General features: G+C 53.1%; 28 protein-coding genes and 3 tRNA genes. 19 read left to right on the top strand and 12 right to left on the bottom strand.

Annotated features, from left to right (window positions below; translation table 11 throughout):
* Positions 1-10 precede the first annotated feature (10 nt).
* The 10 genes from fliJ to rcsA all read left to right on the top strand — a co-directional run bounded on the left by fliJ (position 11) and on the right by rcsA (position 6,749).
* Positions 11-454, top strand: coding sequence for a flagellar export protein FliJ (gene fliJ / locus OGW13_RS13030; protein ID WP_043001895.1), 444 nt, complete (start codon positions 11-13; stop codon positions 452-454).
* Complete coding sequence (gene fliK, locus OGW13_RS13025) at positions 451-1,662, top strand: flagellar hook length control protein FliK (RefSeq protein WP_287116197.1); 1,212 nt, start codon at positions 451-453, stop codon at positions 1,660-1,662. The genes fliJ and fliK overlap by 4 nt, the downstream gene beginning before the upstream one ends.
* Positions 1,663-1,766: 104 nt before the next feature.
* Positions 1,767-2,231 (top strand): flagellar basal body-associated protein FliL, encoded by a 465-nt coding sequence (gene fliL / locus OGW13_RS13020; RefSeq protein ID WP_043000286.1) that lies wholly within the window; start codon positions 1,767-1,769, stop codon positions 2,229-2,231.
* Between the two features lie 4 nt (positions 2,232-2,235).
* The gene (gene fliM, locus OGW13_RS13015; protein ID WP_042318275.1) at positions 2,236-3,240 is read left to right on the top strand and encodes a flagellar motor switch protein FliM; all 1,005 of its coding nucleotides are present in this window, start codon (positions 2,236-2,238) and stop codon (positions 3,238-3,240) included.
* The gene (gene fliN / locus OGW13_RS13010; RefSeq protein ID WP_042318274.1) at positions 3,237-3,650 is read left to right on the top strand and encodes a flagellar motor switch protein FliN; all 414 of its coding nucleotides are present in this window, start codon (positions 3,237-3,239) and stop codon (positions 3,648-3,650) included. The genes fliM and fliN overlap by 4 nt, the downstream gene beginning before the upstream one ends.
* Positions 3,650-4,027 (top strand): flagellar biosynthetic protein FliO, encoded by a 378-nt coding sequence (gene fliO / locus OGW13_RS13005; RefSeq protein ID WP_080343230.1) that lies wholly within the window; start codon positions 3,650-3,652, stop codon positions 4,025-4,027. The genes fliN and fliO overlap by 1 nt, the downstream gene beginning before the upstream one ends.
* Positions 4,027-4,764 (top strand): flagellar type III secretion system pore protein FliP, encoded by a 738-nt coding sequence (gene fliP, locus OGW13_RS13000; protein ID WP_043000284.1) that lies wholly within the window; start codon positions 4,027-4,029, stop codon positions 4,762-4,764. Before fliO ends, fliP begins: the two co-directional genes overlap by 1 nt.
* Positions 4,765-4,773: 9 nt before the next feature.
* Complete coding sequence (gene fliQ / locus OGW13_RS12995) at positions 4,774-5,043, top strand: flagellar biosynthesis protein FliQ (RefSeq protein WP_044257593.1); 270 nt, start codon at positions 4,774-4,776, stop codon at positions 5,041-5,043.
* Positions 5,044-5,051: 8 nt separating this feature from the next.
* Positions 5,052-5,846: a flagellar biosynthetic protein FliR gene (fliR, locus tag OGW13_RS12990; RefSeq protein ID WP_043000282.1), complete on the top strand. Its 795-nt coding sequence runs from the start codon at positions 5,052-5,054 to the stop codon at positions 5,844-5,846.
* A 279-nt stretch (positions 5,847-6,125) separates the two neighbouring features.
* A complete protein-coding gene (gene rcsA, locus OGW13_RS12985; protein WP_043000281.1) occupies positions 6,126-6,749 on the top strand; it encodes a transcriptional regulator RcsA in 624 nt (207 codons plus the stop codon).
* 55 nt (positions 6,750-6,804) lie between these two features.
* On the opposite strand, the gene dsrB is transcribed toward rcsA, so the two are convergent.
* Positions 6,805-6,993: a protein DsrB gene (gene dsrB, locus OGW13_RS12980; protein ID WP_042318262.1), complete on the bottom strand. Its 189-nt coding sequence runs from the start codon at positions 6,991-6,993 to the stop codon at positions 6,805-6,807.
* A gap of 129 nt (positions 6,994-7,122) precedes the next feature.
* Between dsrB and yodD the strand changes: the two genes are divergently transcribed.
* Together yodD and OGW13_RS12970 are read left to right on the top strand one after the other, a co-directional pair.
* Entirely contained in the window at positions 7,123-7,350 is a 228-nt protein-coding gene (gene yodD, locus OGW13_RS12975) for a YodD family peroxide/acid resistance protein (RefSeq protein WP_042318260.1), read from the top strand.
* Between the two features lie 290 nt (positions 7,351-7,640).
* Positions 7,641-8,456: a mannosyl-3-phosphoglycerate phosphatase-related protein gene (locus OGW13_RS12970; RefSeq protein WP_287116196.1), complete on the top strand. Its 816-nt coding sequence runs from the start codon at positions 7,641-7,643 to the stop codon at positions 8,454-8,456.
* Here the strand turns inward: OGW13_RS12970 and dgcQ are convergent.
* The 3 genes from dgcQ to OGW13_RS12955 all read right to left on the bottom strand — a co-directional run bounded on the left by dgcQ (position 8,453) and on the right by OGW13_RS12955 (position 11,441).
* The gene (dgcQ, locus tag OGW13_RS12965) at positions 8,453-10,147 is read right to left on the bottom strand and encodes a cellulose biosynthesis regulator diguanylate cyclase DgcQ (protein WP_043000279.1); all 1,695 of its coding nucleotides are present in this window, start codon (positions 10,145-10,147) and stop codon (positions 8,453-8,455) included. The genes OGW13_RS12970 and dgcQ overlap by 4 nt on opposite strands.
* 118 nt (positions 10,148-10,265) lie before the next feature.
* A complete protein-coding gene (locus tag OGW13_RS12960) occupies positions 10,266-10,448 on the bottom strand; it encodes a YodC family protein (RefSeq protein WP_090049402.1) in 183 nt (60 codons plus the stop codon).
* Between the two features lie 75 nt (positions 10,449-10,523).
* Positions 10,524-11,441, bottom strand: coding sequence for a DUF808 domain-containing protein (locus OGW13_RS12955; RefSeq protein WP_090049404.1), 918 nt, complete (start codon positions 11,439-11,441; stop codon positions 10,524-10,526).
* Positions 11,442-11,612: 171 nt separating this feature from the next.
* Between OGW13_RS12955 and yedA the strand changes: the two genes are divergently transcribed.
* Positions 11,613-12,533, top strand: coding sequence for a drug/metabolite exporter YedA (gene yedA, locus OGW13_RS12950; protein ID WP_044266922.1), 921 nt, complete (start codon positions 11,613-11,615; stop codon positions 12,531-12,533).
* Here the strand turns inward: yedA and OGW13_RS12945 are convergent.
* The 4 genes from OGW13_RS12945 to drpB are packed head-to-tail and all read right to left on the bottom strand — an operon-like array spanning position 12,525 to position 15,477.
* On the bottom strand, positions 12,525-12,992 hold the full coding sequence (locus tag OGW13_RS12945; RefSeq protein WP_044257588.1) for a very short patch repair endonuclease: 468 nt from the start codon (positions 12,990-12,992) through the stop codon (positions 12,525-12,527). The two genes, yedA and OGW13_RS12945, sit on opposite strands and share 9 nt — an antisense overlap.
* The gene (locus OGW13_RS12940) at positions 12,973-14,406 is read right to left on the bottom strand and encodes a DNA cytosine methyltransferase (protein ID WP_287116195.1); all 1,434 of its coding nucleotides are present in this window, start codon (positions 14,404-14,406) and stop codon (positions 12,973-12,975) included. Before OGW13_RS12940 ends, OGW13_RS12945 begins: the two co-directional genes overlap by 20 nt.
* Positions 14,407-14,456: 50 nt before the next feature.
* The gene (locus OGW13_RS12935; protein ID WP_287116194.1) at positions 14,457-15,155 is read right to left on the bottom strand and encodes a phosphohydrolase; all 699 of its coding nucleotides are present in this window, start codon (positions 15,153-15,155) and stop codon (positions 14,457-14,459) included.
* A 52-nt stretch (positions 15,156-15,207) separates the two neighbouring features.
* A complete protein-coding gene (drpB, locus tag OGW13_RS12930; protein ID WP_072200637.1) occupies positions 15,208-15,477 on the bottom strand; it encodes a cell division protein DrpB in 270 nt (89 codons plus the stop codon).
* 648 nt (positions 15,478-16,125) lie between these two features.
* Between drpB and ompC the strand changes: the two genes are divergently transcribed.
* A complete protein-coding gene (ompC, locus tag OGW13_RS12925; protein ID WP_044257584.1) occupies positions 16,126-17,307 on the top strand; it encodes a porin OmpC in 1,182 nt (393 codons plus the stop codon).
* 53 nt (positions 17,308-17,360) lie between these two features.
* On the opposite strand, the gene OGW13_RS12920 is transcribed toward ompC, so the two are convergent.
* Positions 17,361-17,723 (bottom strand): winged helix-turn-helix transcriptional regulator, encoded by a 363-nt coding sequence (locus tag OGW13_RS12920; RefSeq protein ID WP_043000270.1) that lies wholly within the window; start codon positions 17,721-17,723, stop codon positions 17,361-17,363.
* A gap of 101 nt (positions 17,724-17,824) precedes the next feature.
* Between OGW13_RS12920 and OGW13_RS12915 the strand changes: the two genes are divergently transcribed.
* Positions 17,825-18,574 (top strand): SDR family oxidoreductase, encoded by a 750-nt coding sequence (locus OGW13_RS12915; RefSeq protein ID WP_287116193.1) that lies wholly within the window; start codon positions 17,825-17,827, stop codon positions 18,572-18,574.
* 145 nt (positions 18,575-18,719) lie between these two features.
* Here OGW13_RS12915 and OGW13_RS12910 read toward each other — a convergent pair.
* Positions 18,720-18,809 (bottom strand) — tRNA-Ser (locus OGW13_RS12910).
* Between the two features lie 93 nt (positions 18,810-18,902).
* On the opposite strand from OGW13_RS12910, the gene mtfA reads away from it, so the two are divergent.
* Positions 18,903-19,700, top strand: coding sequence for a DgsA anti-repressor MtfA (gene mtfA, locus OGW13_RS12905; RefSeq protein ID WP_287116192.1), 798 nt, complete (start codon positions 18,903-18,905; stop codon positions 19,698-19,700).
* 100 nt (positions 19,701-19,800) lie between these two features.
* Positions 19,801-19,876: transfer RNA gene (locus OGW13_RS12900), tRNA-Asn, on the top strand.
* A gap of 36 nt (positions 19,877-19,912) precedes the next feature.
* Here the strand turns inward: OGW13_RS12900 and cbl are convergent.
* Positions 19,913-20,863, bottom strand: a complete 951-nt coding sequence (cbl, locus tag OGW13_RS12895) for an HTH-type transcriptional regulator Cbl (protein ID WP_044266975.1) — start codon at positions 20,861-20,863, stop codon at positions 19,913-19,915.
* Between the two features lie 101 nt (positions 20,864-20,964).
* The gene (gene nac, locus OGW13_RS12890) at positions 20,965-21,882 is read right to left on the bottom strand and encodes a nitrogen assimilation transcriptional regulator NAC (protein ID WP_044266804.1); all 918 of its coding nucleotides are present in this window, start codon (positions 21,880-21,882) and stop codon (positions 20,965-20,967) included.
* Positions 21,883-22,209: 327 nt separating this feature from the next.
* Here nac and OGW13_RS12885 point away from each other — a divergent pair.
* Positions 22,210-22,285, top strand: a tRNA-Asn gene (locus OGW13_RS12885).
* 208 nt (positions 22,286-22,493) lie between these two features.
* Positions 22,494-23,810 (top strand): shikimate transporter, encoded by a 1,317-nt coding sequence (shiA, locus tag OGW13_RS12880; protein ID WP_043000266.1) that lies wholly within the window; start codon positions 22,494-22,496, stop codon positions 23,808-23,810.
* The last annotated feature ends 109 nt before the right edge of the window (positions 23,811-23,919 follow it).

Below are 23,919 nucleotides of genomic sequence, written 5' to 3'. Positions count from 1 at the left end.
GGTAATGGTCATGGCTGAACATGGTGCACTGGCAACACTCAAAGATCTCGCCGAAAAAGAGGTGGATGACGCGGCGCTGCTGTTAGGTGAAATGCGCCGCGGTTTTCAGCAGGCGGAAGAACAGCTCACGATGCTGCTTGACTACCAGAATGAATATCGCAGCAACCTCAACAACGATATGAGTCAGGGGATTGCCAGTAATCGCTGGATTAACTACCAGCAATTTATTCAGACCCTGGAAAAAGCGGTGGAACAACACCGCCAGCAGTTAACGCAGTGGACGCAAAAAGTAGATATGGCGCTGAACAGTTGGCGTGAAAAAAAACAACGGCTTCAGGCCTGGCAAACCTTACAAGACAGACAGAACGCGGCGGCCTTACTGGCTGAAAACCGCCTGGATCAGAAAAAAATGGATGAATTTGCGCAGCGTGCAGCAATGAGGAAACCAGAATGATCACTTTACCCCAACGGGTCACCACGGACACTGACCTTATTACCGGCTTGTCGTCCGGTAAGGCGACGGATTCCGCCCAGGATTTTCTGACCCTGCTGGCAGGCGCATTAGGCGCAGGCGACGCACAGAGTAAAGACGCGCCGCTGACGTTAGCCGATTTACATGCCGCCAGCGGCAAACTGCAAAAAGGCTTGCTGGCACAGGACGGTGACGCTTCGCAGACCGTGAAACTGGCCGACCTGTTAGCGGCCAAAGAAGGACAGTCTGAAGAGTTGCAAAAAGGACTGAGCGATGCGCAGGCCCTGCTGTCCGCCCTGACACCCACACAAAAGAGCAGTGCGCTCGCGGCCCTGCGCCAGTCCGCGCAGAAAGATGAAGGTGCCACGGCTCTCAGCGATGACGATCTCGCCAACCTCAGCGCCCTTTTCGCCATGCTGCCGGGTCAACCGGGAATGACGACACCGCCGGTAACTACCGGTGAAAAAGGGCGTGTGCTGAGCACCACGTTGAGCACCGATCCCCGTTCGCTCGCGCAGGCCGCGACCAGTCCGTTGACCCATGACGATGCGAAAAAAAGCAAAACGGACAATGCCACGCCGGTGATCGCTGCGGAAAGCGCTAAAGGTCAGCCGGTCACTACGCCTGTGGTGGCTGCCGCTGCCGCTAACGCGGAGATCGACAGTACGCCTTCACTCGTGACGCCAGGCATCGCGATGACCACAACCCCGCATTCCGCCTCACAGCCGCTGCCCACCAGCGCCGCACCGGTTCTGAGCGCACCGTTGGGTAGCCATGAGTGGCAGCAATCCCTGAGTCAACACATCACGCTGTTTACCCGTCAGGGTCAGCAGAGCGCGGAACTGCGTCTGCATCCGGAAGATCTGGGTCAGGTACAAATCTCGCTTAAACTTGATGATAACCAGGCACAATTGCAGATGGTCTCAGCCCATAGTCACGTTCGCGCGGCGCTGGAAGCCGCCCTGCCGACGCTGCGCACGCAACTGGCGGAAAGTGGCATTCAACTGGGACAAAGCAGCATTAGCAGCGAGAGTTTCGCCGACCAGCAGCACGCCTCATCCCAACAGCAGCAGACGGCTCGCACGCAGGGACAGGATCGGCTCATGGTTGATGACGAGAGCGAGCTGGCGGTTCCCGCTTCGCTCCAGTCCGCCGCACGCGGTAATGGCGCCGTCGATATCTTCGCCTAACGCCAGAGGTAGCACGATTATCCGCGTCTTTTCCACGCTTTGCCGTGGTCAGGACACGGGATAATCAGCCGATAAGCTGTACCGAAACAGGAAGCCCGTATCAGATGACTGATTCCGCGATTAGCAAAAAGAGCAAACGCTCAATTTGGATCCCGCTGCTGGTAATCATTACCCTTGCCGCCTGCGCCACCGCAGGCTATAGCTACTGGCGTATGCAGCAGCATCCCACTCCGGCGGCCAATGAGCCACCGCCGCCGCCTGCGCCGGTGTTCTTCGCCCTGGATACGTTTACCGTCAATCTGGGCGATGCGGATCGCGTTCTGTATATCGGCGTGACGCTGCGTCTGAAGGATGAAGCCACGCGCACGCGCCTGAACGAATATTTGCCAGAAGTCCGTAGCCGTCTGCTGTTGCTGTTCTCTCGTCAGGACGCCAACGCACTGTCTACCGAAGAAGGTAAGCAAAAATTGATCGCGGCGATTAAAGAGACGCTTTCCCCTCCGCTCGTTGCCGGACAACCCAAACAGGACGTCACCGACGTGCTGTATACAGCTTTCATTCTGCGGTAAAGACATGGGCGACAGTATTCTTTCTCAGGCTGAAATCGATGCGCTGTTGAATGGCGACAGCGACACGAAAGACGAGCCGACTCCGGGTATCGCGGGCGAAAGCGAAATTCGCCCGTACGATCCCAATACCCAGCGTCGCGTAGTGCGCGAGCGTCTGCAGGCGCTGGAGATCATCAACGAACGTTTTGCCCGTCAGTTCCGGATGGGGTTGTTTAACCTGTTGCGTCGTAGTCCGGATATCACCGTCGGCGCGATCCGCATTCAGCCGTATCACGAGTTTGCTCGTAACCTGCCGGTACCGACCAACCTGAACCTGATCCACCTGAAGCCGCTGCGCGGTACGGGTCTGGTAGTGTTCTCGCCGAGCCTGGTGTTTATCGCCGTCGACAACCTGTTTGGCGGTGATGGCCGCTTCCCGACGAAAGTGGAAGGCCGCGAGTTTACCCACACCGAACAGCGCGTCATCAACCGCATGCTGAAACTGGCGCTGGAAGGTTATAGCGACGCCTGGAAGGCGATCAATCCGCTGGAAGTGGAATACGTGCGTTCTGAAATGCAGGTGAAGTTTACCAACATCACCACGTCACCGAACGATATCGTGGTCAATACCCCTTTCCACGTCGAGATTGGCAACCTGACCGGTGAGTTCAACATCTGTTTGCCGTTCAGCATGATTGAACCGCTGCGCGAACTGCTGGTGAACCCGCCGCTGGAAAACTCCCGCAATGAAGATCAGAACTGGCGCGACAATCTGGTGCGTCAGGTTCAACACTCCGAGCTGGAGCTGGTAGCGAACTTTGCCGATATTCCGCTGCGCCTTTCTCAGATATTAAAACTGCAACCCGGCGATGTGCTGCCAATAGAAAAACCAGACCGCATTATTGCTCATGTGGACGGTGTACCTGTACTGACCAGCCAATACGGCACGGTTAACGGCCAGTATGCGTTACGCGTGGAACATTTGATTAACCCGATTTTGAATTCGCTGAATGAGGAACAGCCCAAATGAGTGACATGAATAATCCGTCTGATGAGAACACTGGCGCATTGGACGATCTGTGGGCTGACGCGTTGAACGAGCAAAAAACCACGACCAGCAAAAGTGCGGCCGACGCCGTTTTCCAGCAGCTTGGCGGTGGCGATGTCAGCGGCACGCTACAGGATATCGATCTGATCATGGATATTCCGGTCAAACTGACCGTCGAATTGGGCCGCACGCGGATGACCATTAAAGAGCTGCTGCGCCTGACGCAGGGTTCCGTGGTGGCGCTGGACGGCCTGGCGGGTGAACCGCTGGATATCCTGATCAACGGCTATCTGATCGCCCAGGGTGAAGTGGTGGTCGTGGCCGATAAATACGGTGTACGCATTACCGACATCATCACCCCGTCCGAGCGTATGCGTCGTCTGAGTCGTTAATCATGAAAACCCAGGCCACCGTTCAACAGCCTTCTGCCGTACCGGGCTCGCCTTTGATGCAGGTAAGCGGCGCGCTGTTGGGGATCATCCTGTTGATCCTGGTAGCCGCCTGGGTAATCAAGCGCCTGGGTTTTGCGCCGAAAGGCGGCAGTACGCGCGGCCTGAAAGTCTCCGCCAGTACCTCATTGGGTCCGCGCGAGCGGGTGGTGATTGTGGATGTTGAGGATGCACGGCTGGTGCTTGGCGTCACGGCGTCAACCATCAATGTGCTGCATACTCTCCCCCCAGCCCCTGTCGTGCCAGAAGAGACGCCGTCTGCTCCTGCCGATTTTCAGGCCATGATGAAGAGTTTGCTTAAGCGTTCCGGGAGATCCTGATGCGCCGTTTGTTATCCCTTACGCTGACCGGTCTATGGCTAATCAGCCCCGCCGCACTGGCGCAACTTCCTGGACTGGTGAGCCAACCGCTGCCCGGCGGCGGACAAAGCTGGTCGCTCCCCGTACAGACGCTGGTCTTCATCACCTCGCTGACCTTTATTCCGGCTATTTTGCTGATGATGACCAGCTTCACCCGCATCATCATCGTCTTCGGTCTGTTGCGTAATGCGCTCGGTACACCGTCCGCACCGCCAAACCAGGTGCTGCTGGGACTGGCGCTGTTCCTGACCTTTTTCATCATGTCGCCGGTCATCGACAAGATTTATGTTGAGGCCTATCAACCGTTCAGCGAAGAGAAAATCTCGATGCAGGAAGCGCTGGACAAAGGCGCACAGCCGCTACGTGAATTTATGCTGCGCCAGACCCGCGAAGCCGATCTGGCCCTGTTCGCCCGTCTGGCAAACAGCGGTCCGCTTCAGGGGCCAGAAGCGGTACCGATGCGCATTTTGCTTCCCGCCTATGTGACCAGCGAGCTGAAAACCGCGTTCCAGATCGGCTTTACGATTTTCATTCCTTTCCTGATTATCGACCTGGTGATCGCCAGCGTGCTGATGGCGCTGGGGATGATGATGGTTCCCCCGGCAACCATTGCCCTCCCGTTCAAACTGATGTTGTTCGTGCTGGTTGATGGCTGGCAACTGCTGGTGGGTTCGCTTGCACAAAGTTTCTACAGTTAGAGGCGAAAAATGACACCCGAATCGGTCATGATGATTGGCACCGAGGCCATGAAAGTTGCCCTCGCGCTTGCCGCCCCCCTGCTGCTGGTCGCGCTGGTGACGGGGCTTATCATCAGTATTTTACAGGCCGCCACACAGATTAACGAAATGACGCTGTCGTTTATCCCGAAAATCGTGGCGGTGTTTACGGCGATTATCGTGGCCGGTCCGTGGATGCTGAATTTGCTGCTGGATTACGTGCGCACGCTGTTCACCAACCTGCCATACATCATCGGGTAAGACGACGGATGTTGCAGGTAACCAGCGATCAATGGCTGCAGTGGCTGAGCCTCTATTTCTGGCCGCTGCTGCGCGTACTGGCGCTGATTACTACCGCTCCGATCCTCAGTGAACGTGCCGTCCCCAAACGGGTAAAGCTGGGGCTGGGGATCATTATTACCCTCGTCATTGCCCCTTCGTTACCGCCTAACGACGTGCCGATTTTTTCGTTTAATGCGTTATGGCTGGCGATGCAGCAAATTCTGATCGGCATCGCGCTCGGCTTTACCATGCAGTTTGCCTTTGCGGCGGTGCGTACAGCGGGTGAGATTATCGGTCTGCAGATGGGGCTTTCCTTTGCCACCTTTGTCGATCCGGCAAGCCATCTGAATATGCCGGTGCTTGCCAGAATCATTGATATGCTGGCGATGCTGCTGTTCCTGACCTTTGACGGTCATCTATGGCTGATTTCGCTGTTGGTCGACACGTTCCACACCCTGCCCATTGGCGGTAATCCGGTGAACAGCAACGCGTTTCTGGCGCTGGCCAGAGCGGGCAGCCTGATCTTCCTCAACGGGTTGATGCTGGCGCTGCCGGTCATCACCATGCTGCTAACGCTGAACCTGGCACTGGGATTACTAAATCGTATGGCACCGCAATTATCCGTATTTGTGATTGGTTTTCCGCTTACCCTGACCGTGGGCATCGCGTTAATCGCGGCATTAATGCCGTTGATTGCGCCGTTTTGTGAACACCTATTTAGCGAAATTTTCAATTTATTAGCTGATATTGTTAGTGAATTGCCCGTTAATAATAGTCCATAATGTTTATCTTGTTATTCTAAGGATTATCCTAAAGTCATTCAGTAAAAACATCTACTAGGATAACTCTCACGCGCTTTATTTGTTTTTATCTCACTCACATAACGCAACATTTACTTTACTTTAAGACAATTCCAGGCAAATTATACGTAACTTTACGGGATAGTAAGTCCGCCTGAAAACCGCAAACGCGTCTCATTAGGTGAAGCATTCGGTTCCGTTAAGTTGTGTGAGATATTCGGGTAAGGGGAATTATCGTTACGCATTGAGTGAGGGTAAGCCATGTCAACGATTATTATGGATCTATGCAGTTACACCCGGCTAGGTTTGACCGGGTATCTGGTAAGCAGAGGGGTGAAAAAAAGGGAAATCAACGACATCGAGACCGTTGACGAACTCGACATCGCTTGTGATACACACCAACCTTCTGTGGTGTTTATTAATGAAGACTGTTTTATCCATGACCCAGCCAACAGTCAGCATATAAAGCAAATCATTAATCAGCATCCCAATACGTTATTTATTGTTTTTATGGCAATTGCCAATGTGCATTTTGATGAATATCTGTTAGTCAGAAAAAACTTATTGATCAGTTCAAAGTCAATAAAGCCAGAATCACTGGACGATCTCCTTGGCGATATTCTGAAAAAAGAGACGGATTCCGCCAGTGTAATAAATTTACCGACGTTATCATTAAGTCGTACTGAGTCCAGCATGCTGCGCATGTGGATGGAAGGCCAGGGAACAATTCAAATTTCGGATCAAATGAATATCAAGGCAAAAACGGTGTCATCCCATAAGGGGAATATAAAACGAAAGATAAAGACGCATAACAAACAGGTTATCTATCATGTCGTCAGACTAACCGATAACGTGACCAACGGTATCTTTGTTAACATGCGATGAGACGTCCCGACTGGTGGATGTCCCACCAGCCGGGTTTACATCGGCTGTCGCAATCCTACTCCGCCTTCTCCACAAAGATACCATCCTGATGCCCTGACTCATTAAAGAACCAGATGCCGAGCGGGTAGTCTTCCAGCGAAACCAGGTACATTGTGCCTTCACTAAACTCTTCCACTGCCAGTACCACGCCAGGACGACGAGAACCGCCGTCCGTTTTGACTGTGACCCGATCATTCACCTTCATCATTATCCTCCTGTGGCTTTGTGCCAGTGTAGAACAAAAACCGCTGACTGACAGCGTCTGAGCGGTTCGATTGCGGGTTTTCTCAACGGTCTATACTTAGTCTGTGGCACGGTGAATGACGAGGTTGAAATGAAGACCGCGAAAGAGTACAGCGATACCGCAAAACGTGAAGTCAGCGTCGATGTTGACGCGTTGCTGGCGGCGATTAATGAAATCAGCGAGAGTGAGATCCATCGTAGCGGAAACGACCCGGACAGAGTCAGTGTGGATGGCCGTGAGTATCATACATGGCATGAATTGGCCGAGGCGTTTGAGCTCGACATCCATGATTTTAGCGTGACAGAAATTAATCGATGAGCTGCAGCGAAAAAAATCCCGACCCTGACGGGTCGGGATGAAACTTGCTTATGCAAGAAGCACTTGAAAATTCGTTACACCAGGAAATCTGATGTACGCTAAACCTTATCCGCAATTTTTTTGCATGACAAGCAAATATTTTTCAGACAAATGATTAATCCTTCTAATGGTTGGGGCGGACCGGCTGCCAGCGCGCCTGATGACGGGATCGATCCCATTCCCCCTTCAGGCCAAACACCCTGTTTTTAGGATTTATCCAGAATACGGCGGTCCACGTGACAGGAATAAACATGCTTTCACTCGACGCTCCACTGCTGATTTTTACCGATCTGGATGGCACGCTGCTGGACAGTCACACTTATGACTGGCAGCCTGCCGCCGCCTGGCTCGCCCGACTGCGTGGGAAAAATATTCCGCTGATCCTGTGCAGCAGCAAAACGGCGGCGGAAATGCTGCACATCCAGAAGTTACTCGGCTTACAGGGATTGCCGCTGATTGCTGAGAATGGCACCGTGGTTGAACTGGACAGCCGTTGGCAGACGCATCCTGACTTCCCGCGACAGATAGCCGGTGCTTCACATGCTGAAATTAGCGCCGTGATTAACAAACTTCGTACCCGATCCTCGTTTAAATTTACAACGTTTGATGATGTCGATGAATCCACCATCGCCGAGTGGACTGGCCTGACACATGCCCAGGCCAGCTTAACGCGCCTGCATGAAGCCTCAGTCACGCTGATCTGGCGCGACAGCGATGATCGAATGGCCGACTTCACCCGACAGCTAAACGACCTGGGATTACAGTTTGTCCATGGCTCTCGCTTCTGGCATGTCCTGGATGTCGCCTCCGGGAAAGACCATGCGGCAAACGGGCTGATTGATCTCTATCAGCGCCAATGGAAGCGACGTCCGGTCACGGTCGGACTGGGCGATGGTCCAAACGATGCGCCACTGCTGGAAGCGATGGACTATGCCATCATCGTTAAAGGGTTAAATCGCGAAGGGGTAATTTTACGCCCCGACAGCACCGTACAGGTTTACCGTACGCAGCGTGAGGGGCCGGAAGGCTGGGACGAAGGCATGACCCATTTTTTCGCCACGCCTTAGCCTTTATCCGAGACACAGACCCGGTTACGGCCTGCCTGTTTTGCCAGGTAGAGTCTACGGTCCGCCAGTGACTGGAGCTGCTCAAAATCATAGTCTCCGGTCTCCTGGGTGCTGCTCACCCCGAGTGAGGCGCTAATCCACAACGTGGCGCTTTTCGCCACCAGAATCTCTTTCTCATTCAGCCGCAGGCGGATGCGCTCAGCTATCTGCTCCGCCTGCGCCAGAGACGTTTCCGGCAGGACCACACAGAACTCCTCCCCGCCGACTCGCCCTGCAACATCATAAGTACGCAACGTCCCGCTGATTAAGCCTGCGGCATGCGTTAACACCCGATCCCCGGCCTGATGACCAAAGCGATCATTAATACTTTTGAAGTGGTCCAGATCGATCTGAATAACCGACAGCGGTTGTTTTTGCGTTCGGCAACGCTGAGTCAAGTGCTTAGCTTTTTCAAAGAGCGCGCCGCGGTTATACAAGCGGGTCAGCGTATCGTGCCAGGCCTGCCACTGGAGTGAACTTTGCAGCACAAACATATTGCTGACCATTTGACGGATGACCACCCAGGAGATGATCAGCATCGCGGTGAACAGCGCCCACAGTAACGCCAGCGCAATACTGATGCTGCCGAAATCGCCGTGTACCCCTTCGCTTAAGGTATGTACCCGCACCAGTACGCCATCGAAATGATCCAGACGTTGCCAACTGATGTAGCGGCTCCCCATGCGCAAACCGCCTACGGTATCCTGTTCGATATCGTGCGCGAGCATCGCCAGTTCGCGCTCATCAAAGGTGTTCGCGTTTCTCAATTCCGCCGAGGAACCGGCCAGCAGCTTCAGTTTGCTGTCATAGAGTTGATACACCCCCTCCACGTCCTTATCGATGGCTTCATCCATAAACCGTTCGACTGCCGACACGGGGATGGTCATCGCCAGCACGCCAAGCCAGTAAAAGTGATAATCCAGCGGTACGCTAACGGTCACGCGCTGCTGCTCGTAAGAGAGATCGGGTGACGGCGTGGTGAACCAGCGTACGCCGCGCATGCGGTTTTTTCGCTGCGACTGCTCGGTAAACCAGGGTTGGATCACGTAGTCGTAATATCGGGTAGTAATATCGCTGGACAGCGATGTCGGTAACGTGGAGACGTAAAAGCCCGCGCGCGAAACATACATCGCCTGTTGCGACATCGATGTACGGATGATCGCTAAACGCAACAAATAGCCCACTTCCAGCGCGGCGGTCAGCTCGTTATTCAGCGATTGATCGTCACGCGAGAGCAACTGAGTTTGACTTACAAACGCATCAGAAACGCCATTCAGCGGCAGCGTCCGTCGCTTATCCAGCTCAAGTTGCCAGACGCGTGAATGACGCAACTGCTCAAAATGGGTAACCGCATCTCTTAAGACCGAAAACCCCAGCGGGGTGATCAGCGCCTCATGCATCCCGTCACGCAGAAACAGCAGTTTATCCACATTGAATTGCAACTGCTTGTCGAGCGAGTTGGCGACATTTTCCAGATGATTACGCTGGCTGGAGATATAGGCGTCTTCCAGGACGACCACTTCCCGCCAGGTCAGAAGAGTCGAAAAAAACATGACAATCAGAAAGCAGAGATTCACGACGTGGCCAGGGCCGAGTCGCCGCGCCAACGTTTTCAGCCAGCCCCCGTTTTCCATCGTTGCTTCGTGCGGCACTCTGCCCACTCCCTACTCGCTGTTGCTTTCCTAATCCTGGCATAACGCAGTACGTTACGTATTGTTGCCGTCACGCATTTTTTAAGAAAACGCCCGACATCCGCCGGGCGTTTTGTCATCAGGCTTCATCACACCGTCTACAGGTAGCGCCAGCGACGAGTTCATACTCATGGAATGCCTCTCGCTTGACGCCAACCCCATCATACCACCGACACTCCACCATACCGCTGGAATAGCCGGTGACAATCATACGCGGACCGCCCTCTTTCACAGTCACTTCCTCACTGACCAAAAAAACCATGTTACCTCCTGTATCCAGTGAACGTTTTCACCTTAGACGAGGATGTCCGGTTTTGCCTCATTCTGAGGAAGACTTTTAGTGCGCAACCCCGCGCATTCTGGCAACGGCTTTCACCAGCAGCACAACGATGGCACCGATGATAAACCCCAATACCAGATTCAGCAGCGTCGGTAAAATCAACGCCACCACAGCATTTTGCTGCTGGGCAAACTGTTCAATGGCATGATGCAACGGCGCAATACCGTGTACCACAATTCCCCCGCCCACCAGGAACATGGCCAGCGTACCCACCACCGACAGTGATTTCATCAGCCACGGCGCGACAACCAGCAGCCCTTTCCCTAATGTCTGCGCCAGCACGCTGGTTTTTTCTGCCAGCCAGTACCCCATATCATCCAGCTTAACGATGAGACCAACCAGGCCATAAACGCCAATGGTCACCACCAGCGCGATGCCTGACAAAACCAGCACCTGGTTGAGCAACGGCGCCTCGGCCACAATCCCGAGCGTAATCGCCACGATCTCTGCTGAAAGAATAAAGTCGGTTCGCACTGCGCCTTTGATTTTATCTTTCTCAAACGCCAGCGGATCCTGCGCCGCCAGCGCTTCCAGCCGCCGCTGTCGCTCAGCCGGATCTTCTTTGTGTTTTCGCGATTCGAAGGTGTGCAGGACTTTCTCCACGCCCTCAAAACAGAGGAAGGCGCCGCCAATCATCAACAACGGCGTAATCGCCCAGGGAATAAAGGCGCTGATGAGCAGCGCCAGCGGCACCAGGATCACTTTGTTAACCAGCGAGCCTTTCGCAACGCTCCAGACCACCGGCAACTCGCGGTTTGCTCTTACCCCCGTCACCTGCTGCGCGTTAAGCGACAGGTCATCCCCCAGTACACCAGCGGTTTTCTTCGCGGCCAGTTTGCCCATCATCGAGATGTCATCCAACAGCGTGGCGATATCATCGAGTAAGGTCAGTAAGCTACTTCCTGCCAAAATTATTCCCTCATTTTTTTATTCTTGAAGCGTTAAGTATGGAGTAAAACACGCGAGGCCGAAACTGGTGTTATTCGTCAACATTTTTTTAACAAGACACATGAATTATATCACTCGCCAGCCTGATAGTTTTCGCGTTTACTATGTCGCTTGTTAGCGTTTTTCACGTGAGGGATTATGCGTTTCAGGCAGTTGTTACCGCTTTTCAGCGCGCTGTTCGCGCTGTATATCATCTGGGGTTCCACCTATTTCGTCATCCGTATCGGTGTGGAAAGTTGGCCGCCGCTGATGATGGCTGGCGTGCGCTTTCTCGCCGCCGGGGGACTGTTAACCGCCTTTTTACTACTGCGCGGCCATAAACTGCCGCCGCTTCGTCCTCTGCTTAACGCGGCGCTGATTGGTATTTTACTGCTGGCCGTCGGCAACGGTCTGGTTACCCTGGCGGAGCATCAAAACGTCCCTTCCGGGATCGCGGCGGTCGTGGTGGCGACGGTGCCGCTATTCACTCTGTGCTTTAGCCATTTCTTTGGCATTAAAACCCGCAGGCTCGAATGGCTGGGGATTGCGATTGGGCTGGCGGGGATCGTGATGCTCAACAGCGGTGGTAATCTGAGCGGCAATCCGTGGGGGGCGATATTAATTCTGATCGGTTCGATCAGTTGGGCGTTTGGCTCCGTCTACGGTTCGCGTATTACGCTACCGGTGGGGATGATGGCCGGCGCAATAGAGATGCTCGCCGCCGGGATCGTACTGATGTGTGCCTCACTGCTCAGCGGTGAAAAACTGACCGCGCTGCCGTCGCTGTCAGGCTTGCTGGCGGTCGGCTACCTGGCGTTGTTTGGTTCCATCATTGCCATCAATGCCTATATGTATTTGATCCGTAACGTCAGCCCCGCGCTGGCAACCAGTTATGCCTATGTGAATCCGGTCGTTGCGGTGTTACTGGGGACGGGACTGGGAGGTGAACGTCTGGCGCCGATTGAATGGCTGGCGCTGGGGGTCATTGTCTTTGCGGTCGTTCTGGTCACATTGGGGAAATACCTTTTCCCGGCCAAACCGATGCCTGACGCGGTGGAAAACAAAAAAACGTTACAGTAAATGCATCCCCTGAGTGTCGATCTGCGCGGGCGCGCCGCCGCCGCAGATCCACTCTTCAAGACGTTCTGACAGCGCAGCGTCGCTAAGCTTTTCCCGTCCGCGTAGCGCACATTCCCAGACGATCAGCACCCGCCAGCCCAGTTCCTGTAAATGCTGGATATCGCGGCGATCGCGCGCCACGTTTTTACCAATCTTATCCAGCCAGAAATCGGTGCGCGTCGCGGGCACTTTGAACAGATAACAGTGATGGTGGTGCCAGAAACAGCCGTGGGTAAAAATGACACAGCGATACTCATCCACCACAAAATCAGGACGACCGGGTAGTGAAGCATCCTGAACGCGATAGTCGAGCCCCTGCTCCGTCAGCAGCCCCGCCAGTCGTTTTTCGATAGCCGTATCGCGGGTTGCAATGGCCCGCATGTTTTTACTGCGCGTTGCCTTATCGTGAACGTCCGCCATGAGCGCTCTCTTGCTGCCGTAACGCGACCGCCGCATTAATGTTCTCTTCCAGCAATTTCGCCACGGCGGCGAACGCGGGCACGACCACCGAGTTTCCAAACTGGCGATAGGCCTGGGTGTCAGAAACAGGGATACGGAACTGGTATCCCTGTGGCGACTCGAAGCCCATTAGTCGTGCGCACTCTCTCGGCGTCAGGCGACGTGGACGATGCTGTTGATTTTGCGGATCGTCGAAATTCACTTCCCCGGTGGCGAAATCCCAACCGCGGTCTACCAGAATTTCAGCACCATCTTTGTAATAGCGCGCGGAAAGCGTTCGCGTCACGCTATTCGGATTCGCGGGATCGACCATGCCGTAGCCAAAACCGTTACCTTTCGCCTGATGTTTTTTCGCGTAGCGGTAGAGATATTTCCACAGTACAGGCGTCAACACATATTTGGCTTCAACCACTGGTTCCAGTAATTCCGCCAGCGTCGTCCGCCGCGGCGGGTAACGTGTGCTGATGTTACGCAGGGTAAAGTCGCGCTTCAGGTTCAGATCGCGACGAAACCCGACCAGCACGATGCGTTCCCGGTGCTGCGGCAAAAAATGTTTGCCGTCGATAATTTTCGGATCGTCCGGGCCATTATCCTCTGCATCGGCAACGTCGTAACCCAGAGCGTCCAGCGTCTGCATAATAATGCGGAACGTTTTGCCCTGATCGTGGCTCTTCAGGTTTTTCACGTTTTCCAGAACAAAAATCGGTGGACGGCGGGCATCGATGATTCGCACAACGTCAAAGAACAGTGTTCCCTGAGTATCGCAGGCAAAACCGTGGGCGCGTCCCAGCGCATTTTTCTTCGACACCCCGGCAAGGGAAAACGGCTGGCACGGAAAGCCTGCCAGCAGAACATCATGTTGCGGCACATGCTGACGAATATGGTCCGCCGCCTGACTGTCGCTGACACCTTCGCGATGGCTGAGCGTGATGTCGCGAATGTCTTCATTAAAGTGGTGTCTGGCCGGGTCGCAGTAATAGTTAGCTTTATAGGTACGCACCGCATGTTTGTTCCACTCGCTGGTAAACACGCACTGGCCGCCTATCGCCTCAAATCCGCGACGAATACCGCCAATACCGGCAAAGAGATCGATAAAGCGGAAGGCATAGTGCGGATGGTGCGCTGGCGGCGTGGGCAACAGGGTACGCAAAAACCCCGACTCTCGTTCGCTTAATCGGTGCCAGGCGGAGGCATTCGCCACCACGCGCTTTAAAATGGCCGGACTCCAGTGGTTCTCGCCGATTCCATTCAGATGAGCCACCAGCGTTTTAACATCATAAATTTCCAACAATTTCGCCAATAACGCCTGCGCAACGTCTGCATTGCTGTCTGTTGCGGGAACCAGCGAACCTGTTACTGAAAGATTTTGCTGCATATCGTTAACCGACCTAAAAAGAGTGGCGTCAGGTTAACATAAAATTGGCCTCACGAGTGGCTGGGACTAAACGTGCGGATCACCGCCGGATCGACAGATTCGTACTCCCCTTTTAGCTCCGCGCTCAGTTTTGCCATGTAGTTCACCAGGAAGCCGGCATTATGCCGGGCCAGTTCCCGGCCACGCTCGGTTTGCATGGTGTCGGGCAACGCCAGTAATTTGGTCTGGAAGTGATCAAGGGCAAACTGTTTATCGTTGAGCGCTCGCCGCTCGGCGAAGGGGTCTTCGCCATCAAAAAGCGCCACGCCTAACGCGCCGGAAACCGCAAAGACACGCGCCAGCCCAATCGCGCCCAGCGCTTCAAGCCTGTCGGCATCCTGAACAATTTTCGCTTCCAGAGTGAGGGGGGCAATATTTGCGCTAAAACTGTGGGCTTCAATCGCATGGCAAACCGAGGCCAGTTGCGACTCGGGGAAAGCGGGAAAATCACGGATGAGGAGACGGCGGGTTTCTGCCGCCGCCAGGACAGACGAGCGATAACGATCCGGATGATTTTTGGCAAGGCTGACAATGTCATGAAAATAACACGCGGTCAGCACGACCAGCTCATCGACCGTCTGTCCCTCCATCAACTGTCGGGATGTCGCCCAGACGCGGCGGAAGTGAAAAATATCATGCGCGGCGTCCTGCCGGGTGTGATGATGGCATAGCCATGCTTCAAATTGTGATTGCCAGTGCTGAAGATCCACAGTGCCTCCCGTACGTTAAGAAAGGCTACAGTAGCAAGTTTCTCCGGCAGCTTCACGTTGGCTGACGACGCGGGCGCGTATACCAGGCGATGCCGCCAAGAATCAGCCCCACCAGCCCAAGTACCAGAAACCCCAGCAAAGCCCCCATCCATTTTCCGCTGGTTGAGCCAAGCGAACTTTCAAATCCGGCAACCGGAATTGACTGGATGTGGCTGATCACCCAGGCATAACGAAGCATGGCCCAGACAAAATAGACGCAGAAAGCGTAAAACACCCACAATGCCAGTTTACCGCCCAGACTCCGCGTTGCTCTTTCTTCCATACTGCTCAAAGGAAACTCCATTTTTGTGACGTAACTCGAGAGATTTTTTTGCTCTTTTTTTTGTGATTATAGTCACATTTTTCTGTTCTGTGCGTCACAATATAGTCACGAATCATTGATTTTGCAGATGTATTGATCCAGGGCAATTTTAGTTATGTCACAAAACACTCTGTTATTTCCATTTATTTTCAAAAATATCCAGACTCCTGTTTATTTACTCATATCATAAACAAATAAAACGCCAACCCATGAATCTGGTTTTTGTTTTATATTAATCATGGCACTATAAACGTGTTATTAGCCTTTTTATCATTTAATCATTTTTTTATAACCGGCATTTATGCCGGTTTTTTTTAATTATCACACTCGGCAAATGGGTACGATTGTCATCTGGAAAACATCCAAGTCATCAATATCAAAACAAAAAGCATAAATACTTGATATCAAACCATAAAGATCATGAATTTGTTTTATATTTATCATACAATATGAATTATAAATACCCATATTGAAACATTTAGAAATATTTAAAATACAATTGTTACATGTTATTTTTAAAATAAAATGAACTCCTGGAATAGTATCCAGACGTGCTCTTCTGGAAAGCAGCACTTATTCATGAAGATTATTATCATAAGGGAATACATAATGAAAAGAAAAGTATTGGCAATGCTCGTTCCAGCATTATTGATTGCTGGCGCAGCCCATTCTGCTGAAGTCTATAATAAAGACGGCAATAAACTGGACCTCTATGGGAAAGTGGATGGACTGCACTACTTCTCAGACAACACTGACAGTGATGGCGACATGTCCTATGTGCGTCTGGGCTTCAAGGGTGAAACCCAGATCATGGATCAACTGACTGGTTACGGTCAGTGGGAATATAACATTAACGCAAGCGGTACCGAAGGTGACAAAGGCGATTCCGCAACGCGTCTGGGCTTCGCGGGTTTAGGTTTCGGTCAGAATGGTACCTTCGACTATGGTCGTAACTACGGCGTGGTTTATGACGTCGAAGCGTGGACCGATATGCTGCCGGAATTTGGTGGTGACTCCTACACCCAGACCGACGTCTATATGCTGGGTCGTACTAACGGCGTAGCCACCTACCGTAACAAAGGCTTTTTTGGTCAGGTTGATGGCCTGAACTTCGCGCTGCAGTATCAGGGCAACAATGAAGGCGCAAGTTTTGGCCAGGAAGGCTCGGGCAATAGCACAAATCGTAAACTGGCCCAGGAAAACGGCGACGGTTTCGGTATGTCCACCTCTTATGACTTTGACTTCGGTTTAAGCCTGGGTGCTGCCTATTCTTCATCTGACCGCACGGATGATCAGGTTTCTCGCGGATATGGCGATCGTTCTCGTGCCAACAACTACGCCGGTGGTGAAACAGCTGAAGCCTGGACCATTGGCGCGAAATATGACGCGAACAATATCTATCTGGCCACGATGTATGCCGAAACTCGCAACATGACCTATTACGGCGGCGGTAAAGGTGAAACCAATGGCGGTATTGCCAACCAGACCAAAAACTTTGAAGCGGTTGCACAGTACCAGTTCGATTTCGGTCTGCGCCCTTCTATCGCCTACCTGGTATCTAAAGGGAAGGAACTGGGTGGTCAGGATCATGATGGTGATGGTAACCCACGCTACACCGACAAAGATCTGGTGAAATATGTTGATGTAGGTATGACTTACTACTTCAACAAAAACATGTCCACCTACGTTGATTACAAAATCAACCTGCTGGATAACGATGACCACTTCTATGCAGACAATGGCATCGCGACCGATGACATCGTTGCTGTGGGCTTAGTGTATCAGTTCTAATCGCCAGAATAATTCCAGGCCCGCTTCCGGCGGGCTTTTTTGTGCCTGAAATGTCACTCAGTATTGAGCTTGTCACCATTTTCCCGCATCCAGTCAGCCAGAGGCGCCAGTGCACCATGCATGGTCAATCCCAATGGCGTTATCTGATACTCAACGCGCGGTGGAATTTCCGGATAAACTGTACGTGACACCAGTCCGCGTAACTCAAATAAACGCAGCTGTTTTGTCAGCTCTTTTTGCGTAATGGGGGCTGCAGCCCGCAATAACTCGCCGAAACGCACCGGGGCATTCAGTACGATCAGACGGTATAAAATCGGTATTGCCCACTTTCCGGAGACCAGACTGACGAAGCGAGTCATCGGACAGGGTTGATGCTGAACATTTTTCTCCGTTACACCGTCGGCTGATTCCGCCATAGCACACCTCTTGCCTCTTTAGTATCCATTTGGTACCTGGTTTCCTTTAGATACTAACGTTTCTATAGTGCATTCTCCAGAGACAATTCAGGAGAAGTAAAATGGGTCGCTTAACAGGTAAATATACGCTCATTACAGGCGGGACCAGTGGTATTGGTCTGGCAACTGCGCAGGAGTTTATTGCTGAAGGCGCGCATGTCGCTGTCACAGGGCGCAATCCCGACACGCTCGCTCAAGCCCAACGCATTCTGGGTGACAGCGCATGGGTGATTGCCACCGATGCCGGGGATATTCAGGCACAAAAAGGGCTGGCAGAAACCCTCGCTTCGCGTTGGCCGGGGCTGGATGCCGTTTTCGTCAATGCGGGTGACGTCACGCACGGACTGATCGAAGAGTGGGATGAGGCAAAGTGGGACCGCCTGATGCAAATCAATCTAAAGGGGCCTTTCTTTTTGCTGCAGGCACTGCTGCCACTTCTGAGTAATCCCTCTTCCGTGATCCTTTGCGGCTCGGTCAGCGCGCATATTGGTCTGCCAACCAGCAGCGTTTACGCCGCCAGTAAGGCCGGATTATTATCGCTCGCACGCACACTGTCGGCAGAACTCTTACCCCGGGGAATACGCGTTAATGGCTTAAGCCCAGGCCCAGTTTCCACACCCGCGCTCAATAAGCTGGGACTTAGTGAAGAAGCGCAGCGCACGCTGCAAAGTGACATTGCCAGCCTGGTGCCTCTGGGACGCATGGGTACGCCAACGGAACTGGCGAAGGCCGCGCTCTATCTGGCATCTGATGAGTCGGGTTATACCGTAGGTACGGAACTACTGGTAGATGGTGGAACCGGCAATCTGTGATTCCAGGCTTCCTGGCTGTTCGTGATAGTCATTGAAAATGTGACGAACATAATGGCGCTGAAGGAAACTTCGGCGTTATATCTCTGTTCGTTTTTCTCAACGGGACGTGTGTCACTGACAACAGGAAGGGTAAGTGTTTGAATAGTGGCGGAGAGAGGGGGATTTGAACCCCCGGTAGAGTTGCCCCTACTCCGGTTTTCGAGACCGGTCCGTTCAGCCGCTCCGGCATCTCTCCGTTTTGATGGTTGCCATCATGCCAGGTAATTTGGCATTTTAACAGACCCTGTCCCTTCAATTTTGTTCAAGTGACGAGTTTGCGAGCAAATCGATGATTAAGTGGCCCTGGAAAGCACAAGACACCGCACAAAATGAGCCTGCTCAGTGGGAGGAAGCCCTTGCAATCCCCCTGCTTGTGACCCTGACCGCGCAAGAACAAGCCAGACTCATTGCGCTGGCAGAGCGATTCCTGCAACAAAAAAGGCTGGTCGCCCTTCAGGGTTTCGAACTCGACTCGCTGAAAAGCGCGCGCATCGCCCTGCTTTTCTGTCTGCCGGTTCTGGAACTGGGTATCGAATGGCTGGATGGCTTCCATGAAGTGCTGATCTACCCTGCGCCCTTTGTCGTCGATGACGAATGGGAAGATGATATTGGCCTGGTCCACAACCAGCGCGTTGTGCAGTCCGGACAAAGCTGGCAGCAAGGGCCAATCATCCTGAACTGGCTGGATATTCAGGACTCCTTCGACGCCTCCGGGTTTAACCTGATTATTCATGAAGTTGCCCATAAGCTGGACATGCGCAATGGCGATCGCGCCAGCGGTATCCCGCTGATTCCTCTGCGGGAAGTCGCCAGTTGGGAGCACGACCTGCACGCCGCAATGAACAATATTCAGGATGAAATTGATCTGGTGGGTGAAACGGCATCGAGCATTGATGCCTATGCGGCGAGCGATCCGGCGGAATGTTTTGCGGTCCTGTCAGAATATTTCTTCAGCGCCCCGGAACTCTTTGCGCCACGGTTCCCCGCGCTGTGGCAACGTTTCTGCCAGTTCTATCAGCAGGATCCTCTGCAACGCCTTCGTGATAACGAAGACGATGACCCATTTGACCCTGCGCAGGTTCACTGATCCTCCATTTTGGGGATTAATTAACCACTTGAAAAAGCGTGCTAATTTTACTGTTGACACGCCGTAGCGAGGTCAGTATTATGCGCCTCGTTCACACGATTCCTCTGTAGTTCAGTCGGTAGAACGGCGGACTGTTAATCCGTATGTCACTGGTTCGAGTCCAGTCAGAGGAGCCAAATTTAAAAAGCCCGCTTTTTAGCGGGCTTTTTGCTTTATATCTGATAATCAATCGCCACGTCATCAGGCTCCATCACCTGCCGCTTGATATCCTCCACGGACAATCCCGCATTACACAGTTCGATAAATCGCCAGACGTAGTTGCGCTGGAGTTGCCCGCGCTTCAGTCCTAGCCAGACAGTATTGGCGTCAAACAGATGCCGGGTCTCCAGTCGCGTCAGCGCCCCCTCTTCCTGTTCACCGCTGGACTGTTCCGCCACCAGACCAATCCCCAGTCCTAACGCGACATAGGTTTTAATCACATCGGAATCCTGCGCGCTGAGAACAATATCCGGCAGCAGACCTTTACGGGCAAAAGCTTCATCAATGCGGGAACGCCCGGTGATCCCTTGCCGATAAGTGATCAGCGGCCAGTGGGCAATCGACTCCAGCGTAAGCGGCGAAACCAGGGTCAATGGATGATTATTCGGCACTAACAGGCTGTGATGCCAGCGAAACCAGGGGAAAGCAACCAAAAGAGGATCGTTGCTCAGCCGTTCACTGGCAATACCAATATCCGCCCCGCCATTTTGTAATAACGTCTCTATTTCCTGCGGCGTTCCCTGAATTAATTCCAGACGAACTTCCGGGAATAATTCGCGGAAGGCTTTGATCACCCCCGGCAGACTGTATCGCGCTTGCGTATGCGTCGTGGCGATAGTTAACACGCCCGAGGTGTCATTAGTGAACAAATCCGCCAGTCGGCGTACGTTACTGGCTTCATTTAAAATGCGCTCGGCGATAACCAATAACGCCTTACCTGGCTCGGTCATGCCAAGCAGACGCTTGCCCCGACGGATAAATATCTCGATCCCAAGCTCATCTTCTAACTCGCGAATATGCCGACTCACCCCTGACTGTGAGGTAAAGAGCATATTGGCGACTTCCGTCAGGTTGTAATCCTGACGGGCTGCCTCACGGATAATTTTTAGCTGCTGGAAATTCACTTGTTGCTCCGGATACATCAGACATGCCGCTATTGTTAAAGTCAGATGTCCGGCATAACAAATAATAAAAACCTGCATCTTATTCCGTCATGGAATAACGTTTAGCTGACCAACTGCAACTCGCGGTTATCCAGTGCCGGACTGCTCACCAGCGACATCAGGATCTCTTTCACCGCCTGTGCCTGCGGTGACAAACTCCCTCTTGCTGACATATTCAGCGACAGCGACAGATTCATCGACGGCGAAGTAATGCGTGCCATCCAGCCATTTGCCGCACCACACAGAGAACGCGCGGCGGATTCCGGTAGCACCGTCACGCCCATGCCGCTGGCAATCGCTGCGGTCAGCGTGGCTATCGACTCAATCTCGCCGATGACTTTCGCCGTTAAACGCCGCAGTGAGAAGGCTTCATCAACCCGCAACCGGACTGCGCTGTAGTCACGAGGGAGAAAAAGATTCATCTGTGCAACAGCGGTAAGGTCTACGCTCTGCCCCGGGCAATCGCGGGTACCAACAAGGAAGAGGTCTTCTTTGAGCAGAGGTTGGCTGGTAATGCCTGCCTGTGGAGAACGCTCGTAGAGCACCGCCATATCCAGGTGACCACTCAACAATTTATCGTTCAGTACGGCCCCACTGTTTTCATGCAGATACACCAGTACCTCGGGCAGTTCTGCGCGCACCGCCTGTAGCAGCGGCATGGTGACTGACGACGCGGCAGTGCCCGGCGCAAGACCGATCGACACCTGTCCCGTTAAGGTTTGCCCAACATTACAGACAGCTAACTGCGCCTGTTCACACTGACGAAGGATCGTCCGCGCATGGGTGTAGAGGATTTTTCCCGCTTCAGTCGGCGTCACCCCTCGTTTAGTGCGAATGAGCAATTGCTGATTGAGCTCGCCTTCCAGAGTGGCAACCTGCTGACTCAGCGCGGGCTGTGCGATATGCAATACTTCAGCGGCCTGTGTCAGGCTACCAATATCGACAATTTTCACGAAATATTTCAATCGTCTGAAGTTCATTTTGCCTCCTGTCCGGAATGCCAGAACCCATGCTGGCAGTGATGTCAGGAGAGAATTGCAAGATGCTTGCCAGTTTCGGATAAGAGGAGGAATTGGTGTTAAATCGCCGTAAAATAAGCATTTATGATTGTTATCGGTAATATCGATTCTCGTCAGCGGTTTCCGATCTGCCCCATCCGGGGTAGACACGCACCAGAATGGGGCAAAGCCCACCGGAGACCGAAAGTTCACCGCTTTGCTGGTTTTGTCAGCAAACAGACGCACAATCGCATTTCCCCCTTTGACAACCCCAATCGTCGTCGCTAATATGCGCCTCGTTCACACGATTCCTCTGTAGTTCAGTCGGTAGAACGGCGGACTGTTAATCCGTATGTCACTGGTTCGAGTCCAGTCAGAGGAGCCAAATTTTGAAGAGCCCGCTTTTTAGCGGGCTTTTTGCTTTTTCGGACGCCATATCCGCTTCATTTTCCTGTTCTGCCCTTTGTGGATTAAAAATCGTTTTCTCTTCCTGTCTGTCGCGGTAGTCTCATAACAACCACTTATAGGTTGGCCGCAATGTGTGTGACTCTTATTCCCATACTAATAATAAAATCAGTACAGACAGGATTACTATGGATTCCACCCTCATCTCCACCCCCTCCGTAGAGGAAACCCCATCGCTTAATCGCGCCAGACGTGCCGCGCTGGGCAGCTTTGCCGGTGCCGTCGTCGACTGGTACGATTTTCTGCTTTATGGCATTACCGCCGCACTGGTCTTTAACCGTGAGTTTTTCCCGCAGGTCAGCCCGGCAATGGGTACGCTTGCCGCATTTGCCACCTTTGGTGTCGGTTTCCTGTTCCGTCCGCTGGGCGGCGTGATCTTCGGCCACTTCGGCGATCGCTTAGGCCGTAAGCGGATGCTGATGCTCACCGTCTGGATGATGGGTATTGCCACAGCATTGATTGGCATTCTTCCTTCATTCGCCGCTATTGGTTGGTGGGCGCCGGTACTGTTAGTACTGCTGCGCGCGATTCAGGGATTTGCGGTCGGCGGTGAATGGGGCGGTGCCGCATTACTCTCCGTAGAAAGCGCGCCAGAAAACAAAAAAGCGTTCTATAGCAGTGGTGTACAAGTGGGCTACGGCGTCGGTCTGCTGCTTTCCACAGGTCTTGTGTCATTGATCAGTTATCTGACGAACGACGAGCAGTTCCTGAGCTGGGGCTGGCGTATTCCGTTCCTGTTCAGCATCGTCCTGGTGCTTGGTGCGTTATGGGTGCGAAACGGGATGGAAGAGTCAGCAGAATTTGAACAGCAGAAACAGCAGGCGCCTGAAGAGAAAAAGCGCCTGCCGGTGATGGAAGCGCTCGTACGCCATCCGGGTGCCTTTTTAAAGATTATTGCGCTCCGTCTGTGCGAACTGCTGACTATGTACATCGTTACCGCATTCGCCCTGAATTACTCGACGCAAAACCTCGGCCTGCCGCGTGAGCTCTTTCTGAATATCGGCCTGTTGGTCGGTGGGTTAAGCTGCCTGACCATCCCCTGCTTTGCCTGGCTGGCAGACCGCTTTGGCCGTCGGCGCGTCTATATTACCGGTGCGTTGATTGGCACGCTAAGCGCATTTCCGTTCTTTATGGCTCTCGAATCACAGTCGATTTTCTGGATTGTGTTCTTCTCGATCATGCTTGCTAACATTGCTCATGACATGGTGGTCTGTGTGCAGCAACCGATGTTCACCGGCATGTTCGGTGCAGGATATCGCTACAGTGGGGCTGGCGTGGGTTATCAGGTTGCCAGCGTGGTGGGCGGCGGATTCACCCCCTTCATCGCCGCGGCGCTGGTTACCTTCTCCGGTGGCGACTGGCACAGCGTGGCTATCTACCTGCTGGCAGGCTGCCTGATTTCGGCCGCCACCGCATTGCTGATGAAAGATAAGCAACACGCCTGAGTTCTCTGCGAGGGCCATTCGGCTCTCGCCTCTTCTCTAAAACTCTGACTTTTGTTTCACATTCCGGTGACATACTATCGGGTGAGCAGTACACCTGTAGAACAAGGAG

Source organism: Citrobacter sp. Ca225, from assembly GCF_030337175.1.
GTDB lineage: Bacteria > Pseudomonadota > Gammaproteobacteria > Enterobacterales > Enterobacteriaceae > Citrobacter_A > Citrobacter_A amalonaticus.
Note: the sequence above shows the minus strand (reverse complement) of the source record. Positions and strands in the feature narration are given on the sequence as shown.

What these genes read in the sequence shown, in the direction of transcription:
- OGW13_RS12940 (WP_287116195.1), bottom strand. Translation starts at nt 14,406, where the DNA reads ATGCAGCAAAATCTTTCAGTAACAGGTTCGCTGGTTCCCGCAACAGAC.
- fliJ (WP_043001895.1), top strand. Translation starts at nt 11, where the DNA reads ATGGCTGAACATGGTGCACTGGCAACACTCAAAGATCTCGCCGAAAAA.
- fliL (WP_043000286.1), top strand. Translation starts at nt 1,767, where the DNA reads ATGACTGATTCCGCGATTAGCAAAAAGAGCAAACGCTCAATTTGGATC.
- fliK (WP_287116197.1), top strand. Translation starts at nt 451, where the DNA reads ATGATCACTTTACCCCAACGGGTCACCACGGACACTGACCTTATTACC.
- fliM (WP_042318275.1), top strand. Translation starts at nt 2,236, where the DNA reads ATGGGCGACAGTATTCTTTCTCAGGCTGAAATCGATGCGCTGTTGAAT.
- yedA (WP_044266922.1), top strand. Translation starts at nt 11,613, where the DNA reads ATGCGTTTCAGGCAGTTGTTACCGCTTTTCAGCGCGCTGTTCGCGCTG.
- fliR (WP_043000282.1), top strand. Translation starts at nt 5,052, where the DNA reads ATGTTGCAGGTAACCAGCGATCAATGGCTGCAGTGGCTGAGCCTCTAT.
- fliQ (WP_044257593.1), top strand. Translation starts at nt 4,774, where the DNA reads ATGACACCCGAATCGGTCATGATGATTGGCACCGAGGCCATGAAAGTT.
- OGW13_RS12945 (WP_044257588.1), bottom strand. Translation starts at nt 12,992, where the DNA reads ATGGCGGACGTTCACGATAAGGCAACGCGCAGTAAAAACATGCGGGCC.
- nac (WP_044266804.1), bottom strand. Translation starts at nt 21,882, where the DNA reads ATGAACTTCAGACGATTGAAATATTTCGTGAAAATTGTCGATATTGGT.
- yodD (WP_042318260.1), top strand. Translation starts at nt 7,123, where the DNA reads ATGAAGACCGCGAAAGAGTACAGCGATACCGCAAAACGTGAAGTCAGC.
- mtfA (WP_287116192.1), top strand. Translation starts at nt 18,903, where the DNA reads ATGATTAAGTGGCCCTGGAAAGCACAAGACACCGCACAAAATGAGCCT.
- fliP (WP_043000284.1), top strand. Translation starts at nt 4,027, where the DNA reads ATGCGCCGTTTGTTATCCCTTACGCTGACCGGTCTATGGCTAATCAGC.
- OGW13_RS12915 (WP_287116193.1), top strand. Translation starts at nt 17,825, where the DNA reads ATGGGTCGCTTAACAGGTAAATATACGCTCATTACAGGCGGGACCAGT.
- OGW13_RS12970 (WP_287116196.1), top strand. Translation starts at nt 7,641, where the DNA reads ATGCTTTCACTCGACGCTCCACTGCTGATTTTTACCGATCTGGATGGC.
- ompC (WP_044257584.1), top strand. Translation starts at nt 16,126, where the DNA reads ATGAAAAGAAAAGTATTGGCAATGCTCGTTCCAGCATTATTGATTGCT.
- OGW13_RS12920 (WP_043000270.1), bottom strand. Translation starts at nt 17,723, where the DNA reads ATGGCGGAATCAGCCGACGGTGTAACGGAGAAAAATGTTCAGCATCAA.
- shiA (WP_043000266.1), top strand. Translation starts at nt 22,494, where the DNA reads ATGGATTCCACCCTCATCTCCACCCCCTCCGTAGAGGAAACCCCATCG.
- OGW13_RS12960 (WP_090049402.1), bottom strand. Translation starts at nt 10,448, where the DNA reads ATGGTTTTTTTGGTCAGTGAGGAAGTGACTGTGAAAGAGGGCGGTCCG.
- fliN (WP_042318274.1), top strand. Translation starts at nt 3,237, where the DNA reads ATGAGTGACATGAATAATCCGTCTGATGAGAACACTGGCGCATTGGAC.
- dsrB (WP_042318262.1), bottom strand. Translation starts at nt 6,993, where the DNA reads ATGAAGGTGAATGATCGGGTCACAGTCAAAACGGACGGCGGTTCTCGT.
- drpB (WP_072200637.1), bottom strand. Translation starts at nt 15,477, where the DNA reads ATGGAAGAAAGAGCAACGCGGAGTCTGGGCGGTAAACTGGCATTGTGG.
- rcsA (WP_043000281.1), top strand. Translation starts at nt 6,126, where the DNA reads ATGTCAACGATTATTATGGATCTATGCAGTTACACCCGGCTAGGTTTG.